The sequence below is a fragment of the uncultured Litoreibacter sp. genome, assembly GCF_947501785.1.
Taxonomy (GTDB): domain Bacteria; phylum Pseudomonadota; class Alphaproteobacteria; order Rhodobacterales; family Rhodobacteraceae; genus Litoreibacter.
Genome location: NZ_CANMXB010000001.1, coordinates 3593861 through 3608831 on the forward strand (window position 1 = coordinate 3593861; position 14971 = coordinate 3608831).

General features: G+C 60.0%; 18 protein-coding genes. 12 read left to right on the forward strand and 6 right to left on the reverse strand.

Annotation, left to right across the window (positions count from 1 at the left end):
* Position 1 precedes the first annotated feature (1 nt).
* From Q0899_RS17925 to Q0899_RS17935, 3 genes are all read right to left on the reverse strand, one after another.
* Positions 2 to 1399 (reverse strand): selenium-binding protein SBP56-related protein, encoded by a 1398-nt coding sequence (locus Q0899_RS17925; protein WP_298298638.1) that lies wholly within the window; start codon positions 1397 to 1399, stop codon positions 2 to 4.
* A 206-nt stretch (positions 1400 to 1605) separates the two neighbouring features.
* The gene (locus Q0899_RS17930; protein ID WP_299194653.1) at positions 1606 to 2373 is read right to left on the reverse strand and encodes an SDR family oxidoreductase; all 768 of its coding nucleotides are present in this window, start codon (positions 2371 to 2373) and stop codon (positions 1606 to 1608) included.
* Between the two features lie 17 nt (positions 2374 to 2390).
* The gene (locus Q0899_RS17935; RefSeq protein ID WP_299194656.1) at positions 2391 to 3005 is read right to left on the reverse strand and encodes an NAD(P)H-dependent oxidoreductase; all 615 of its coding nucleotides are present in this window, start codon (positions 3003 to 3005) and stop codon (positions 2391 to 2393) included.
* Between the two features lie 47 nt (positions 3006 to 3052).
* Here Q0899_RS17935 and Q0899_RS17940 point away from each other — a divergent pair, with 47 nt between their 5' ends.
* The 3 genes from Q0899_RS17940 to Q0899_RS17950 are packed head-to-tail and all read left to right on the forward strand — an operon-like array spanning position 3053 to position 5368.
* Entirely contained in the window at positions 3053 to 4021 is a 969-nt protein-coding gene (locus tag Q0899_RS17940) for a LysR family transcriptional regulator (protein WP_299194659.1), read from the forward strand.
* Positions 4022 to 4072: 51 nt separating this feature from the next.
* On the forward strand, positions 4073 to 5053 hold the full coding sequence (locus Q0899_RS17945) for a sodium-dependent bicarbonate transport family permease (RefSeq protein ID WP_298298697.1): 981 nt from the start codon (positions 4073 to 4075) through the stop codon (positions 5051 to 5053).
* Positions 5054 to 5056: 3 nt separating this feature from the next.
* Positions 5057 to 5368 carry a transcriptional regulator gene (locus Q0899_RS17950; protein ID WP_298298700.1) on the forward strand — a complete coding sequence of 104 codons (312 nt, stop codon included), beginning with the start codon at positions 5057 to 5059 and terminating at the stop codon, positions 5366 to 5368.
* Position 5369: 1 nt separating this feature from the next.
* Here the strand turns inward: Q0899_RS17950 and Q0899_RS17955 are convergent, their stop codons facing one another.
* Positions 5370 to 5996, reverse strand: coding sequence for a bifunctional 2-polyprenyl-6-hydroxyphenol methylase/3-demethylubiquinol 3-O-methyltransferase UbiG (locus tag Q0899_RS17955; protein WP_299194663.1), 627 nt, complete (start codon positions 5994 to 5996; stop codon positions 5370 to 5372).
* A gap of 216 nt (positions 5997 to 6212) precedes the next feature.
* Entirely contained in the window at positions 6213 to 7148 is a 936-nt protein-coding gene (locus Q0899_RS17960) for a hypothetical protein (RefSeq protein WP_299194666.1), read from the reverse strand.
* Between the two features lie 86 nt (positions 7149 to 7234).
* On the opposite strand from Q0899_RS17960, the gene Q0899_RS17965 reads away from it, so the two are divergent.
* The 4 genes from Q0899_RS17965 to Q0899_RS17980 all read left to right on the forward strand — a co-directional run bounded on the left by Q0899_RS17965 (position 7235) and on the right by Q0899_RS17980 (position 10638).
* Positions 7235 to 8479, forward strand: coding sequence for an MFS transporter (locus Q0899_RS17965; RefSeq protein ID WP_298298709.1), 1245 nt, complete (start codon positions 7235 to 7237; stop codon positions 8477 to 8479).
* 51 nt (positions 8480 to 8530) lie between these two features.
* On the forward strand, positions 8531 to 9181 hold the full coding sequence (gene msrA / locus Q0899_RS17970) for a peptide-methionine (S)-S-oxide reductase MsrA (RefSeq protein ID WP_298298712.1): 651 nt from the start codon (positions 8531 to 8533) through the stop codon (positions 9179 to 9181).
* A 158-nt stretch (positions 9182 to 9339) separates the two neighbouring features.
* Positions 9340 to 10209 carry a 50S ribosomal protein L11 methyltransferase gene (locus tag Q0899_RS17975; RefSeq protein WP_299194669.1) on the forward strand — a complete coding sequence of 290 codons (870 nt, stop codon included), beginning with the start codon at positions 9340 to 9342 and terminating at the stop codon, positions 10207 to 10209.
* A 75-nt stretch (positions 10210 to 10284) separates the two neighbouring features.
* Positions 10285 to 10638, forward strand: a complete 354-nt coding sequence (locus Q0899_RS17980) for a hypothetical protein (protein ID WP_298298718.1) — start codon at positions 10285 to 10287, stop codon at positions 10636 to 10638.
* Between the two features lie 76 nt (positions 10639 to 10714).
* Here Q0899_RS17980 and Q0899_RS17985 read toward each other — a convergent pair whose 3' ends face one another.
* Positions 10715 to 10906: a DUF1127 domain-containing protein gene (locus tag Q0899_RS17985; protein WP_299194672.1), complete on the reverse strand. Its 192-nt coding sequence runs from the start codon at positions 10904 to 10906 to the stop codon at positions 10715 to 10717.
* 341 nt (positions 10907 to 11247) lie between these two features.
* Between Q0899_RS17985 and ruvC the strand changes: the two genes are divergently transcribed.
* The 5 genes from ruvC to Q0899_RS18010 are packed head-to-tail and all read left to right on the forward strand — an operon-like array spanning position 11248 to position 14922.
* Complete coding sequence (gene ruvC, locus Q0899_RS17990) at positions 11248 to 11754, forward strand: crossover junction endodeoxyribonuclease RuvC (protein WP_298359992.1); 507 nt, start codon at positions 11248 to 11250, stop codon at positions 11752 to 11754.
* Entirely contained in the window at positions 11751 to 12386 is a 636-nt protein-coding gene (gene ruvA / locus Q0899_RS17995; protein ID WP_298298727.1) for a Holliday junction branch migration protein RuvA, read from the forward strand. Before ruvC ends, ruvA begins: the two co-directional genes overlap by 4 nt.
* Before the next feature lie 19 nt (positions 12387 to 12405).
* Positions 12406 to 13428, forward strand: coding sequence for a Holliday junction branch migration DNA helicase RuvB (gene ruvB, locus Q0899_RS18000; RefSeq protein WP_298359990.1), 1023 nt, complete (start codon positions 12406 to 12408; stop codon positions 13426 to 13428).
* 3 nt (positions 13429 to 13431) lie between these two features.
* The gene (locus tag Q0899_RS18005) at positions 13432 to 14259 is read left to right on the forward strand and encodes a hypothetical protein (protein WP_299194676.1); all 828 of its coding nucleotides are present in this window, start codon (positions 13432 to 13434) and stop codon (positions 14257 to 14259) included.
* A gap of 36 nt (positions 14260 to 14295) precedes the next feature.
* Positions 14296 to 14922, forward strand: coding sequence for a hypothetical protein (locus Q0899_RS18010; RefSeq protein ID WP_299194679.1), 627 nt, complete (start codon positions 14296 to 14298; stop codon positions 14920 to 14922).
* The last annotated feature ends 49 nt before the right edge of the window (positions 14923 to 14971 follow it).

The window sequence follows — 14971 nt, forward strand, 5'->3', positions numbered from 1 at the left end:
CCTAGACGTTTGGGTAGCAGAAGCTGTCTGTGGAACAGTCGCCGCCCTCCAACCGGATCTGGTGGGACCGGTAGCCTTTGGGGAATTCGACGTAGAAGTCTTTGTCGAGATGGAAGCCGTTCTCGTCATTGTTGGCCATGACCATCTGGCCGCCCTCATCGTCGGGGTAGAACTGGTCGTCCCACGTGGAATAGAGCGAGTTGGTCCAGTAGACCCGTTTACCGTCGCGGCTGATCTCCACCATTTGCGGGCCGTAGACAAACGGCTTGCCGTTGGGGTGGTCCGCGCCTTTGGCGATGCCGCCAACTTCAACTTTGCCCGCGAGCACCGGGTTCATTGGGTCGGAGACGTCATACTGGTGCATCTCGCCCAAACCCCAACAGGCGACGTAAAGATATTTGTCATCCAGGCTGAGGTCGATATCGGTGACCAAGGGCGGCACCGCGCCGAAGCCTTGCAGCAACGGCGGCAGGTTTTCGGGGTCTTCGGGCCGCGGGTCGATGGTGATGACCTTCTTGGACTGCCAATTGCCGTCGTCGTCACGCCACCATGTGAAGATCGCGCCTTGCAGGTTGGTCGTGTCGACCACCACGCCGCAGAAACCATAGGATTTGGCGGGGTCATGGGCGGGACGGATTTCCAGCGCCATTTGGTAGTTCTCGCCAAAGTCGATGGTCTGGATGTTCTTGCGCTTGCGCAGGTCCCAGAAGTGGATGGAATGCCCGTATTTGTTGGACAAAAGATCGTCGGGAACCACGCCGTTCTCGAACTGCGGAGGCAGGCCCCATTCAGACGACACCATGTAGTCTTGAGGCAGGTTCCACCAGAAGTCGTAATGTTTGTCCTGCTTGCCGCGGTCCATCTCGTAGCGGCCGATGATGTCAAAGGTTTCGCAATCCATGATGAAGATGCCGGGCGGGCCGTCGGTGCCGTCCTCCCCGCCGCCGCCAAGGGTGGAGACGTAGATGCCCTCGGGGCCGCAATGGATGGTGTGCGGGCGGGAGTAGCCGGTTTTGGCGAAAACCTCCTCCGGCTCGATGGTTTTGTGGATCTTGGCCTTCAGCGGATCTTTGACGTCGATGATGTAGATGCGCGAGGAGCGGATTCCCGGCACGATCAGATAGCGGCGTTCGAGGAATGCGTGGCCCGTCAGCGGCGAAAGGGCGGAAGAGCAAGCATTCCAGCCGAAATGGTGAAATTCGTCGCCTTTGTGGGGGACGATGACCTGATGCACGATCTCGCCATAGGTTTTGGATTTGGGGTTCACATCCACCACCGCGATGCCATCGGATTGCGATCCGTCGGGGCTGAGCATGATGGTGAAGGCGTAGTTTTCGGTCGGGGCCGCCATGGCAAGCTGCGGCGTTGCGTGGAACGTGGGGTCTGGCCTTAGGTTCATGAAAATTCCTCCCAATTGAATCTGTCATATTCAGGTTCGATTGGCGGATGCTGTTTCAAACCCTGTTGGTCTTGGGACGGCTTCTACGCGGCTGTGGCTGCAGTCCGTTTTAAATGTAAGACAATTGAGCGCGAGTCGGATTTCAAAAGCAAGGAAATTCTTCCGTGCGTCCGATATGATTTGGAATATTGTTCTTTCGCAGAGGGTTAGGGGGCGGGCAGGCCCAGTGCTGCGCGACCCTCGGCGGTCTTCATGGAGAAGTCCTGCCCGAGCCACGCATCGCCGCCGGGGCCGCAGAGGTAGGCGAGGCCTTGCGCCACCCATTCCGGTGGGATGTGTACATTGGGGTCCAACTGACTGACCGGATTGATGCCGCTGTCCCTGATTTGCAGCTGCATTTCTGTCGCCACAGTGCCCGGCGATAGGCCCATTATGCGGATGCCGTGATCGGCCATTTCCTTGTGCCCGCATTTTGTCAGGGACAACACGGCGGCCTTGGTGGCGCAATAGTGGCTCCAGCCTTCCAGCGCGCCGGTGGCGGCACCAGATGAGATATTGATGATTGTGCCAGCCCCCTGCTTTTGCATGATCGGCAGCGCTGAGTGGTAGCCGTAATAGACGCCCTTGAGGTTTACATCGACCACATGGGTCCAATCCTCGGGGTCGCTGTCGGTGATGCGGGTGATGGGGTCGATCAGGCCCGCATTGTTGATCAGAACGTCGATGGTGCCATACGTCTCGACCGCAGTATCGACCGCGTTTTTGACGTCGTGATGCCAGGCCACGTCGCACTGCACCGCCGTTGCCTTCCTTCCGGCGTCTGCAATTTCAGCTGCAATTTTCTCAATCGCGTCGGTGCTGCGCGCGGCGAGAACCAAATTTGCGCCAAGCGTCGCGAAATGTCGGGCAGCGGCTTCGCCGATGCCACGACTGGCGCCGGTGATCAGCACGGTTTTGTTGGTCAGGTCGGTCATGGGGGCGGGGTCCTTCGTTAGATCATCAGCGCAAGGTCGGCGCGGGCTTGGTCCATGTTGCGCGTCACTGTGTCGGCATCTGCCGTGGTGGATTGCACGGACACGACTTGCACGTCCTCAATTCCGATGAAGCCTAACAGGAAGCGCAGGTAGGGTTCCAGAAAGTTTGCGGCTTCTTTGGGTTGGCCCTGCAAGTAATCGCCGGACCCGTACCCGCAGACGACAATGGCGCGTTTGGTTTGGGTGAGGCCTTTGAATGCGCCGTCTTCATAGGAAAACGTGTGGCCCATGCGGGTGACCAGATCGATCCAAGCCTTAAGCGCTGCGGGGACGCCGAAATTGTAGAGCGGTGCTGTGATAAGCAGCAGGTCGGCGGAGTGCAATTCGGCGATGAGTTGGTCGGACAGGGCGGTTGCTTCCTTCATCTCGGGCGTTTGATCGTCCGGCGGCGTGAAAAACCCTGCGATGGTGTCTTGCGACAAGTAGGGGATCGAGCCGTCTGGCGTGTTGCGGGTTATCACGGTGCCGGCGGGGTTGGCGGCCAGCCACGCCGCCTGCGCTTGATCGCCTAGGGCCCGGGTGTGAGACCCTTCGACACGGGTGCTGCTGTCAATTCTGAGTAGGGTGGGCATTCGGGTAAACTCCGTCAGTGTTGCGTTGGGCAAGGGATAGCCAAGGCATGTCGTGCAAAAAATGGTGGATACCGCATCGCATTGATGTGATATTCGCACGAATGGAGATTGCATCCCTGATCCTCGCGCGGCAGGTCGCGCAGCTTGGTAGTTTTGCTGCCGTCGCACGGGCGGGGGATGTGGATCCGTCTTCGGTGTCCCGCGCAGTGGCGAGCGTTGAGGCACAGGCTGGGATCAGGCTGTTCAACCGCTCTACCCGCAGCTTGTCCTTGACGGCGGAGGGGGCCGCCTATTTGGAACGCATTGGCCCCGCCTTGGACGAAATTGCGGCGGCGGGGGAGGCCGCGGCGCGGGTGCGCAGCACGCCGAAAGGGTTGGTGCGGCTAACGGCTTCTGTTGCTTTTGGTTGCGAGTGCCTTGTGCCGCTATTGCCGGAACTGAGGGAGGCCCTTCCGGATGTTGAACTGGATTTGGTGTTGACCGACCAGCGGGTTGATTTGGCGGAGCAGGGGATTGATCTAGCGATCAGGTTGGCGGCGTCTCCGCAGGGCGATCTGATAAGCAGCAAGCTGCGCGCGACGCGGTATATGGTCTGCGCCTCGCCTGACTATGTTGCAAGCCATGCGCCGGTGGCGTCGCCTGCCGACCTGCGGGAGCATGCCTGTTTGCGCTACACCTTGCCTGGCCTGAGAGCCGCGTGGTGGTTCAAATCGAAAGACGGGTCGGTGCAAGAAGTACCGGTGCGCGGCCCGATCAGCATTTCGAACCCGTTGGCATTGCGGGCCGCAGTGCGTGAGGGCATGGGGCCGGGGTTGCTGACGGATTGGCTGGTCGCTGACGATCTGGCCAACGGTCGACTGGTGCAGCTGTTGCCGGAATTTCAGGCAACCGCGTCGGAGTTCGAGACCGGCGCATGGCTTTTATACCCCAGCCGATCGCAACTACCGCGCAAGACGCGGGCGGTGATGGACTTTCTGAAAGCGCGGCTGGGACAATCGGCCTCAGGCGGGTTGTGAAACCAGGAGGCTGCCCCTAGGTAAGCCGGAACTCAACGGGGCGAGGTGGATATGGGCGGAATTCTGGATCTTGCGGCGGCGAACCTGCTGTCTCCCATCATCTTAAGCTTTGCACTTGGGGTTGCGGCGGCTTTGGCGCGGTCCGATTTGAATTTTCCCGAAGCCATTGCCAAAGGCATGTCGCTCTATCTGCTGTTTGCCATCGGGTTCAAAGGCGGGGCCAGCGTGGCGGGGCATGGCGTGGACGCGTTGTTGATCGGCTCGCTGATCGCAGGCGTAGTGCTGTCTGGCCTGATTCCGTTCGTGGCCTACGCCCTGCTGCGCGTGATGACCAAGCTGAGCGCGCTGGACGCCGCGGCCGTGGCGGCGCATTACGGTTCCATTTCGATTGTGACCTTTGTCGCGGCGTCGTCCGTTTTGGACGCGCAAGGCATTGGGTCGGAGGGCTATATGGTGGCCGTGGCTGCTGCGATGGAAGCGCCTGCCATTGTGGCCGCCCTGTGGTTGGTGTCGCGGTCCAACCCCGACAGCGGCGGCATGAGCGGCGAGCTGATGCGGGAGATCATGTTGAACGGCTCCATCGTGTTGCTGGTGGGCGCATTCCTGATCGGGGGCATCACCGGCGCTGAAGGCAAAGCTGAGATCGACGCGTTTATCACGGCACCTTTCAAAGGCGTTTTGTGCCTGTTCTTGCTGGATATGGGGCTGGTTGCTGGGCGCGGATTGCGCAACGCCAAGGGCACTGTTTCGGGCATGGTCGTGGCGTTTGGCCTGATCATGCCGTTGGTTGGGGCCACGTTTGGGCTGGTGGCGGGCGCGGTGCTGGGCTTGTCCACTGGCGGCGTCGCGCTGATGATGGTGCTGTCGGCCTCGGCCAGCTACATTGCGGTGCCGGCGGCCATGCGGGTGGCGCTGCCAGAGGCCAATCCGGCCGTCTACCTGACCCTGTCATTGGGGATCACCTTCCCCTTCAATCTGGTCCTGGGCATCCCGCTCTACATTGCCGTCGCCAGCACAGTTATCGGAGGTTAAGCCATGGACATGCATGACGCCAAACGTGTGGAAATCATCATCGAAGCGGTGATGGAGAAACGCCTGACGAGGCTACTGACCGACGAGGGCGTGACCGGGTTTTCGGTGCTGCCCGTCAAGGGCGGGTCTGGCCGGTCGGGGCAATGGTCGCGACAGGGCACTGTGGGGCGCGCGGACGGGATGTCTGCGGTGGTGTGCCTTGTGAAGCCGGAAAGGCTTGATGCGTTGCTGGAGGCTGTGTTGGGCGTCTTGACCCGCCATATCGGCGTGGTGAACGTCACGGACGCCAAAGTGCTGCGGGCGGAGCGGTTCTGAGCTAGACCGCCTTGGCGAGATAGCCTCTGCTGGTGCGCGAGGGCGGGCCGCTTGGGAACGCATAATCCGTTTCCAGCTGCCAGCCGGCTTGATCCAGCATGTTTTCCACCTGGTCCGCGCGGTAGGCGCGGTGACGCCATTGCAGCCAGATGATGGCATTGCACCAATGGGGCTTGGAGACAGACAGCCACAGCCGCGCGTCCGGCGCGACCAGCGCCCGCATCTGGCGCAGCATCTGGACGGGGTCGGCGGCGTGTTCCAGCACGTGGGCGGCCATCAGGCAGTGATAGCTTTGGTCCGGCGCGTGATCCTGCAGCGTTTGCGCGCGGGTTTGCGCGACGACCCCACGCTTGGCCAATGCGCGGGCCCCATGGGTCAGCATTTCAGCCGAAGGGTCGAGCAAGGTGACCTGCTGGTCGGGACCGTGAATGGCGATCCACGCTTCCGCAAAGGCGGCGGTGCCACAGCCGATATCGAGGACGCGGGTGCCGGAAGGCGCGCGGAAATTTTGAGACGAGAGTAGGCCGAGATAGGCGTCGTAATAGCCAAGCAGGCGCATCTTGTCGGCCCACCGGCTGGCGGCGATGTCGTATTTGGTGGCGAGCGTATCTGGATTGGCCGTCGTCATAGCGCGACTATGCCACAGCGGCGCAGAGGCAGGAAGCGGGCATTGGTGAGCGCCGGGCTGGAAGAATTGAGCGTGCCTGCGGCCCGCGCGTGATGCCCCTCGCCTGCGGCTTGGGGTGATTGGGGCTTCGCCCCATCGTCGCTGCGCTCCTCCCCCCAGCATATTTCTGGCAAAAAGAAGCTTGGCCCGGGGTGAGACAGGTTGGGGCTGGACATGTCAGCGGGCGATGACGTTGTTGATCAGGTAGTCTGCGCTTTGGCGCATGGCCAGTGATTGCAGCGGGCCGAAATACCAAGACGGGTCGAGATGGCTCTCGTAGCGCAGGGTGAGGGTGACGCGGGTGGTGCCGTTGTCTTGCTCATGAAAATGCACCTCGGTGCCGTCGATATCCATATAGCCCGCGAGGTAGCTGGTGTTTTTGGTGACCGTGGTGTGGATGTAGTCGGGGCGAACCTCGTCGAGGTGCAGATGCATCTGGCCCCGTTTGGCCAGCGTGAAGAACCAGCGTTTGTAAATGAAGTCGAGGCTGTGGGTGTCGCCCGCGTTGAGGCTGCCCGCGTTGACCTGCACGGGCAGCGGGAAGACCGACAGTAACCAGGTGCGGTCGTTGTTGAAGGTGATGGGCTTGGCCATATTTGCCTGCAGCTCGGCGGCGGTTGCGGGCAGCTCCCGGGTGACCGATACGGTTTGAAAGCGCGGCAGCGAGGTGGCGGCGGTGAGCCCTTCGATGGAGAGCAGCGCCACAAGCGCGGGGATCGCATAGGCCTTCATCTGCGAATTGCGCGTGCGGGCGTTTTGCCGGATTTCCATGAACACATAGGCCAGCAATGCGCCCAACAGGTAGATCGGGATCATGAAGAGCACGCAGATGAACCCCTCCATCAGCAGGGCGGAGGAGGCGAGCATAACGATCATCGCGCTGCGGACATGGCGCAGCACATGTCCGGCGACCGTGTCATCGCTGCGGGGGGCAGTGAACTGGTGGAGCAGGATGGAGATCACAAATGGGATCGCCAGATAAACCACCACCGAGTCGCCATAGCGGCTTTCCAGCATAGCTTTCATCGTGAGCGTTGCCGCCCCGATGATGAACATCAGCCGTGCGTAGAAAGGCGTGCCGTTGAAGAGCCATGTTTTGAAGCGCTTGTGCATGGCTGCAAGTTAATGTGCGCTGGTGCGAGGAGGGAAGTGCGCAATATGCCTCGCCATTGCGCGGCAGGAGGCGTATCGGTGAAGACATGATCGGAGACAGCATCAGACAAATGCCGCTTGCGGAGGCCCGCAAGCTGCCATTTCACCGTCAGCCGGTGTTCTTGTTGTTCTTGATGGCCTTTGCCATGCCGATCGCCTTTGCGACCTGGTCGGCGCTGCTGAACAACTTCGTCGTGGAGGCCGCCAGCTTCACCGGCGTCGAGATCGGCTGGCTGCACACGGTGCGTGAAATCCCAGGCTTTTTGGCGGTGACGGTGATCTTTGTGATCATCTTCGTGCGCGAGCAGGTTTTGGGGCTGGTGTCGCTGGTGCTTTTGGGCGGGGCCTCGGCCCTGACGGCGTATTTCCCGAGCGTGGGCGGTATCATGATGCTGACCCTGATCTCTTCCATCGGGTATCACTATTACGAGACGGTGAACCAGTCGCTGCAGCTGCAGTGGATAGAGATCGAAAAGGCCCCGCAGGTTTTGGGTTGGCTGACGGCGGCGGGCTCTTTTGCGTCCCTCATCGCCTACGGGGCGCTGGTGCTGACATGGAAGGCGTTCGATCTGAGCTACGCTTTTGTCTACATGGCGTCTGGCGGCATTACGGTCGCGATTGCGGTCTTCGCATTTTTCTACTTCCCGCAGTTTGAGGCCCCGAACCCGCAAATCAAGAAGATGGTGCTGCGGCGGCGGTATTGGCTGTATTACGCGCTGCAATTCGTTTCAGGCGCGCGGCGCCAGATTTTTCTGGTTTTTGCCGCCTTCATGATGGTCGAACATTTCGGGTTCGAAGTGCATGAGGTCACCTCGCTGTTTTTGATCAATTATGTCGCCAACATGGTGTTGGCCCCGCTGATCGGCAAAGCTATCCACCGCTACGGTGAGCGCAACATGCTTGTGGTGGAATATACCGGCTTGAGCCTGGTGTTTCTTGCCTATGGCGGGATTTACTATTTCGGCTGGGGCGTCGCCGTTGGCGCGGCGCTATACGTGTTGAACCATCTGTTTTTCTCGATGGCCTTCGCGATCAAGACCTATTTCCAGAAGATTGCGGATCCCGCCGATATTGCGCCGACGGCGGCCGTGGCCTTCACCATCAACCATATTGCTGCAGTGTTTCTGCCGGCGCTTTTGGGGTATTTGTGGATTGTCAGCGAAATCGGCGTGTTTGTGTTGGCGGCGGGCATGGCGGTGACCTCGCTGGTTTTGTCGATGCTGATCCCGCGCCACCCCACGCCAGGGCGTGAGACCATATTTGCCCGCGGACGCGCCGCCCCGGCGGAGTAGCAATTGGGGCTGCATGCCCTATATCTGAGAGACAGACTTCAGGAGACCGAGATGTTTGGATTTGCCCGCAAGAAAGCTGAAATGGTGACCCCTGCCACTGCCTTGCAGGGGCGCGGCGCCGCAATCCCCACCGCCGAGACGCATTTTGTGAACGGCCGGCCTTTGTCGCTGGACGTGCCCAAGGGCATGGAAGAGGCGATGTTTGGTATGGGCTGCTTTTGGGGCGTGGAGCGGATGTTCTGGGGGATTGAGGGCGTCTATTCCACCATGGTGGGCTACGCGGGGGGATTTACCCCGAATGCGACATATCAGGAAGTATGCACCGGCCAGACCGGCCATAACGAGGTGGTGCGAGTGGTGTATGACCCCGCAGTTGTTTCCTTTGAGGCGCTGTTGCAGGTGTTCTGGGAAGGGCATGACCCGACCCAAGGCATGCGGCAGGGCAATGATATGGGTACGCAGTACCGCTCGGGCATCTATGCCTATACCGAGGCGCAAAAGGCGGCGGCGTTGCAGAGCAAGGCCGTGTTTGCGCCGCGGCTGGAGGGCGCAGGGTTCGGCGAGATCACCACGGAGATTGTCGATGCGCCGGAGTTCTTCTTTGCCGAAGATTACCACCAGCAATATCTGGCAAAGAACCCCGCGGGTTATTGCGGGATTGGTGGCACGGGGGTGACCTGCCCAATTGGCACCGGGGCTTAACCGAGGCCTAAATGAGCGGCTTGCGCCGCGCGTGATGGTTTATGGGGGCTTTGCCCCCCGCTGCGCTCCCCCCAAGGTATTTTTGAAACAATGATGGTGTTGACCGGACGCAGCGCGGGGCATAGGGCTGCGGCTGAATTTGCTGCTGCGAGGACGCCATGCCGACATTCACCGCGTTGACCACATTGATGGGTGAAAGCCCGGCCCAAGCCTTGGGTGAAGCTCTGGAGGCGTTGGAACCAGCCCCCACCGGCGTCGGCGTGTTCGAGGTAGAGGACGGATCGGGCTATTGGGAAGTGGGTGGCTACTTTCTGGACGCCCCCAACGAAATTGCCCTGGCGATTTTGGCGGCGGCGCATGGGGCAAAGGACTTTGTTGTGTCCGAAGTGCCGGATCAGGATTGGGTCGCGCATGTGCGCCGGGAGTTACCCCCTGTGGAGGCCGGACGGTTTTTTGTCTACGGCAGTCATGACGCCGACAAGGTGCCGCAAGACCGGATTTCACTGCTGATCGAAGCGGCCATGGCCTTTGGGACCGGGCATCATGGGACCACACAAGGCTGCCTGCTGGCATTGGAAGACTACATCGCCGAGGGCGGTGTGGCGCAAAATTGCGCGGATATCGGTTGCGGCACCGCCGTTTTGGCCATGGCTGCGGCTCGTGTCTGGGGCAACAACGTCATCGCAAGCGATATTGACGCGGTCGCCGTGGACGTTGCCGAGGCCAACCTTCGGGCCAACGGGATGGAAGGGCAGGTGTCTTGCGTCGAAGCCATGGGCTTTGAGCATGATGTGCTTAAATCGGCCGCGCCGTTTGATCTGATCTTTGCCAACATATTGAAGCCGCCGCTACTCGCATTGGCCGGCGATATGGCGCAATACACGGCCAAAGGGGGTACGATTATACTCTCTGGGCTGCTGGTCGAGCAGGGCGACGAGGTGCAAGCCGCCTACGAGGCTGTTGGCTTCCAACTGTCGCAAAGACGCGACATTGGCGAATGGACTGCGTTAAGATTAACGCGAAATTAGGAAATTCGTTAGGATTTCAGCAGGTTTTTGCCTATACGTCAGCTGAAGTGCATAGAAAAAGCACGAGGCAGACCATTGGCTGACGTCAACAAAGACAGATTTAACCAGCGCCTTGACGCGTTGAAACAAAAGGGAAATCCGCAAAAACGCGTTGAAAAACGCGTGCGCGACGATGGCCTGATTGTGGATGTCGTTAAGACTGATCTCAAAAAGCGCAGCCTTCTCCCCGTGAAAAGCTTTGCAATCGCGGCCTTTTTGTTTGTGGCGTTCAAAGGCTTCGTGTTGGCCGAGCTTGGTGAGTCAGAATACCTTAACCGCGTCGACACATTGAAAAAAGGCGGGGCCGTTCAGGTTTCAGCGGCCTTCTTGCTCGATGCCGACCCTGCAACGCGCGCCATTGCAGGCGCGATCGGCAAGGTCATGCGATAAGCCGAACGGTTTGGTTGGACATAAAAAAAGCCACGCAAATCGCTGCGTGGCTTTTCTGATTTCAGCTGGGGTCAGCTTACATGTTGGCAATGTCGCCGCGGCTCAGCCCGATATCTTCCAGCTCGCGTGCTGTCAGGGTCGACAGGGCTTTGCGGGTCATACGGCGATCATTCCATGCCATAACGGCACCAGCGATGCGGGTGAACAGAGTGGTCGGGTTGAAACGAGCGCCTTCGGTCAGCGCGCGGGAGGTTTCGAAAACAGCCATTGAAGTCGTCCTTTTCATCTTTGATTAGGTTTTAAGCGTTCTGCTTTGATAACTGGCATCTAGGAGTGTTCTGCATTTTGGACAATGTTGATTTCTGCATTGCCCCTATGCACTCTGCGCATAGATGGAGGCCCGCATAAGTTACTGTTAATTAACATTAAATTTGCATCAATTATGCGCGCTACTGGGCAAGGGTGTCATTTCTGCATTGCTCATGCTGCGTCGCAGCAGAAAAGCGACATCGGCAGTGTCGTAATTGGATTGAGCCGCATTTTCTTGGCAAATGTTCGCGTTTCGTGCTACTCGAACGTTAACGAAGAAAAATCACAGGGCAGGGCAGGATGCGCGTAATCGGAATTGACCCCGGGCTTCGCAACATGGGGTGGGGCGTCATTGACGTTACGGGCTCGCGCGTGACCCATGTTGCCAACGGCGTTTGCAAATCACTCGGCACGGACCTGGCGACCAGATTGCTAAGCTTACATGACCAGCTGACCGATGTTGTGCGGGTGCATGCCCCTGAAATGGCGGCAGTTGAGCAGACATTCGTGAACCGCGACGGCGCGGGTACTCTGAAACTGGGTCAGGCACGCGGGATTGCAATGCTGGTGCCCGCCCGGGCAGGATTGCCCGTGGGGGAATACGCCCCGAACGCAGTCAAGAAAACCGTGGTGGGCGTGGGGCACGCCGACAAGAAGCAGGTGGATCACATGGTGCGAATGCAGCTTCCCGGTGTCGAGATTGCTGGGCCTGACGCGGCGGACGCATTGGCAATCGCGCTGTGCCACGCGTGGCACGGACGCACCGCAGACCGGTTGCAACAAGCCTTGCAAAGGGCCGGCGCATGATCGGGAAACTCACAGGCCGGCTGGAACACCGCGCCGCTGACCACGTGATGATTGATGTCGGCGGCATCGGATACCTGGTCTACTGTTCCGACCGGACCATGGCCGCGCTACCGCCGGTTGGCGAGGCCGTGGCACTCTACACGGACCTGCTGGTTCGGGAGGACCTGCTGCAGCTTTTCGGCTTCACGACCATGATCGAGAAGGAGTGGCACCGGCTGCTGATGTCGGTGCAGGGCATCGGCGCAAAGGCCGCTATGGCCATCATGGGAACACTGGGCGCAGACGGCGTGTCGCGGGCCATCTCCTTGGGGGATTGGAATGCGATCAAAGCCGCCAAGGGCGTTGGGCCGAAAACAGCGCAGAAGGTCGTGATTGAATTGAAGGACAAAGCGCCGGGGATCATGGCGATGGGCGGTACGGTGGCGCAGGCCACAGGCGACGTCGAAGCGCAGGTGATTGAGCCGGTCGCAGGCGCGTCAGGGGCCGCACAGGCGGAGGCTTTGTCAGCTCTGGTGAATTTGGGATACGCGCATGGTGATGCTGCAAGCGCGGTTGCGCAGGTCTCGGGTGATGCAGAAGACACAACAGACCTGATCCGGGCCGCGTTGAAGTTGCTGGCCCCGAAAGATTGATACGGGCATATAGGCTGTGATGAGCGAACCAGACCCGACATTGCGCCCTGAGCGGCGGCCAGAGGATGCGGACCGCGCGCTGCGGCCCCAGGGATTGGACGAATTCATTGGCCAGGCGGAGGCGCGGGCCAATCTGCGGGTGTTCATTGAAAGCGCCAAACAGCGCGGCGAGGCAATGGACCACACGCTGTTTCATGGGCCGCCCGGTCTTGGGAAGACGACCCTGGCCCAGATCATGGCACGGGAGCTGGGGGTCAACTTTCGGATGACGTCGGGGCCGGTGCTGGCCAAGGCGGGCGATCTGGCCGCGATCCTGACCAATCTCGAAGCGCGCGACGTGTTGTTTATCGATGAAATTCACCGGCTTAACCCTGTGGTTGAGGAAGTGCTCTATCCCGCGTTGGAAGATTTTGAGCTGGATCTGGTGATCGGCGAGGGACCTGCCGCGCGCACAGTTCGCATCGAATTACAGCCATTTACGCTTGTGGGCGCAACCACGCGGCTCGGGCTATTGACGACCCCATTGCGCGACCGGTTCGGTATCCCGACGCGCCTGCAATTCTACACGACGGATGAGCTGCACGAGATCGTCCGGCGCGGCGCTAGGCTGTTGGGGATCACCACGCAAGATGACGGCGCGCGTGAGATCGCGAAGCGCGCGCGGGGGACCCCTCGGATTGCAGGGCGGTTATTGCGGCGCGTGGTGGACTTTGCGCTGGTGGAAGGCGACGGGACGATCACGCGAGAACTTGCGGACAATGCGTTGACGCGGTTGGGTGTCGACCACCTGGGGCTGGACGGCGCGGACCGGCGGTACCTGACACTTATTGCGGAGAATTATCAGGGCGGCCCCGTCGGGATCGAAACGCTTTCAGCGGCGCTGAGCGAAAGCCGCGACGCGCTGGAAGAGGTGATCGAGCCCTATTTGCTGCAACAAGGATTGATCCAACGCACCCCGCGCGGCAGGATGCTTGCGTCGAAGGCATGGACCCATCTTGGATTGGCCGCGCCAAAAGGACAGAACGACTTATTTGAGGAATAACAAGTGTTTAGAAGAGCGATTTTGCTGGCAATCGCCCTTGCTGGGCCCGTCTGGGCGGATTACGCCGCTGGCAACTTCTCTCAGGCGCAGACGCGGTTTGGGGCCTTGCAGATTGTCGGCGACATCGGCTCACAACGGGTTCTGTTCAACGGCTCAGACCTTGGGATCACCAACCACGCGTACCACATCGAAGGCGTGTGGGCGGTGGAAGGCGGATCGCAGGACTGGGCGGTCTTATTCTCGCGCCATGGCGGCAACATGTGTGGCGGCGGCAATTACTTGGCCATCATGCTGACCAATGGATCAGCAACACGGACGGACGAGTTCGGGACGTGCCGTGGGCGTGCGATTGATGTGCGGGTGACCCCTGACATGTTGGAGCTGGACGTCTCGGACCCAGCGCCGCGTGTATCGCATCAGACGTTTCGATTTGATGGGGCTCAGCTGACCCAAACAGCCGTGGCGCAGGCGGCTGCGCCTGCTGCCGGTTTGGGTGCGGATATCACGCGCTGGTTGCAACAACACCCGCAAGCGCTGACACAAGATCCGTCAGAGCAGGCGCGGTTTGCGCGGATCATGACGCCTGCGCAGATGGACGACATGAACCGGCGGATGTCTGGCCCCGGCGTGACGGAACAGCTCGGGGATTGGATCGTTGGCCGGGCGTGTCAGGCGCATCAATGCAACGCGGCGGCGGCGGCCTGGGCGTTGCGGATGACGGATGGCGCTGTGTTTGCAGTGTTTTACAACGGTGACAATGTGGCCGAAGTTTTGTACGGCGATCAACACCTTAGCGGACCGGTAGTTGCACAGCTGCTTGCTGGACGTTAGAGCGATCTGCGAATTTTCAACACACTGGACCTGCTGATGACAACCGAAGTCGCACCGTTTTTCACCCGCTCTGACGGAAGCTATCTGTTCGCCCGCTGGGGCCGTCCGATCGCGCCGGTGGCGTTTGGGGTGGAGGATGAAACCGTTTCGGTTTTGAAGGGCGCGATCGAGGCGGTGTGCCAGTTGGCGGGCCATGAGATGACGGAAACGGACCCCGAACTGGGGGCCAATTTCATGGTCTTCTTCATCCGTGACTGGTCGGAGCTGACGGATACGCCAAAGCTTGATCAGCTGATCCCGGAGCTGGCGGCATTGGTTGGGCGGTTGGAAAAAGCCGATGCAAATCAATACCGTATCTTCCGCTTTGACCCTGATGGCGGCATCAAGGCCTGCTTCGCTTTTCTGAAAATGGACGCGGTGATGTCGGACATTCCGGCGGACACATTGTGCTTGGGGCAGGTGGTTCAGTCTATTGTGTTATGGTCGGATGAGGCGTTCCTGAACGCCTCCCCCTTGGCGCTGACGGGCAATGATGTGGCGGTTCTGAGACCGGATGTGGCGGGGATTATCAGGGCGGGGTATGACCCGATTTTGCCGGTCATGGCGGATGATCCAAGCCACGCTTTGCGGCTTCAGGCACGGATGACGGTTCAGCAGAACTGAGCACGTCGGACGGGGACTTGCTGAGTTTTGTGACATTTTGGGGCAAAAG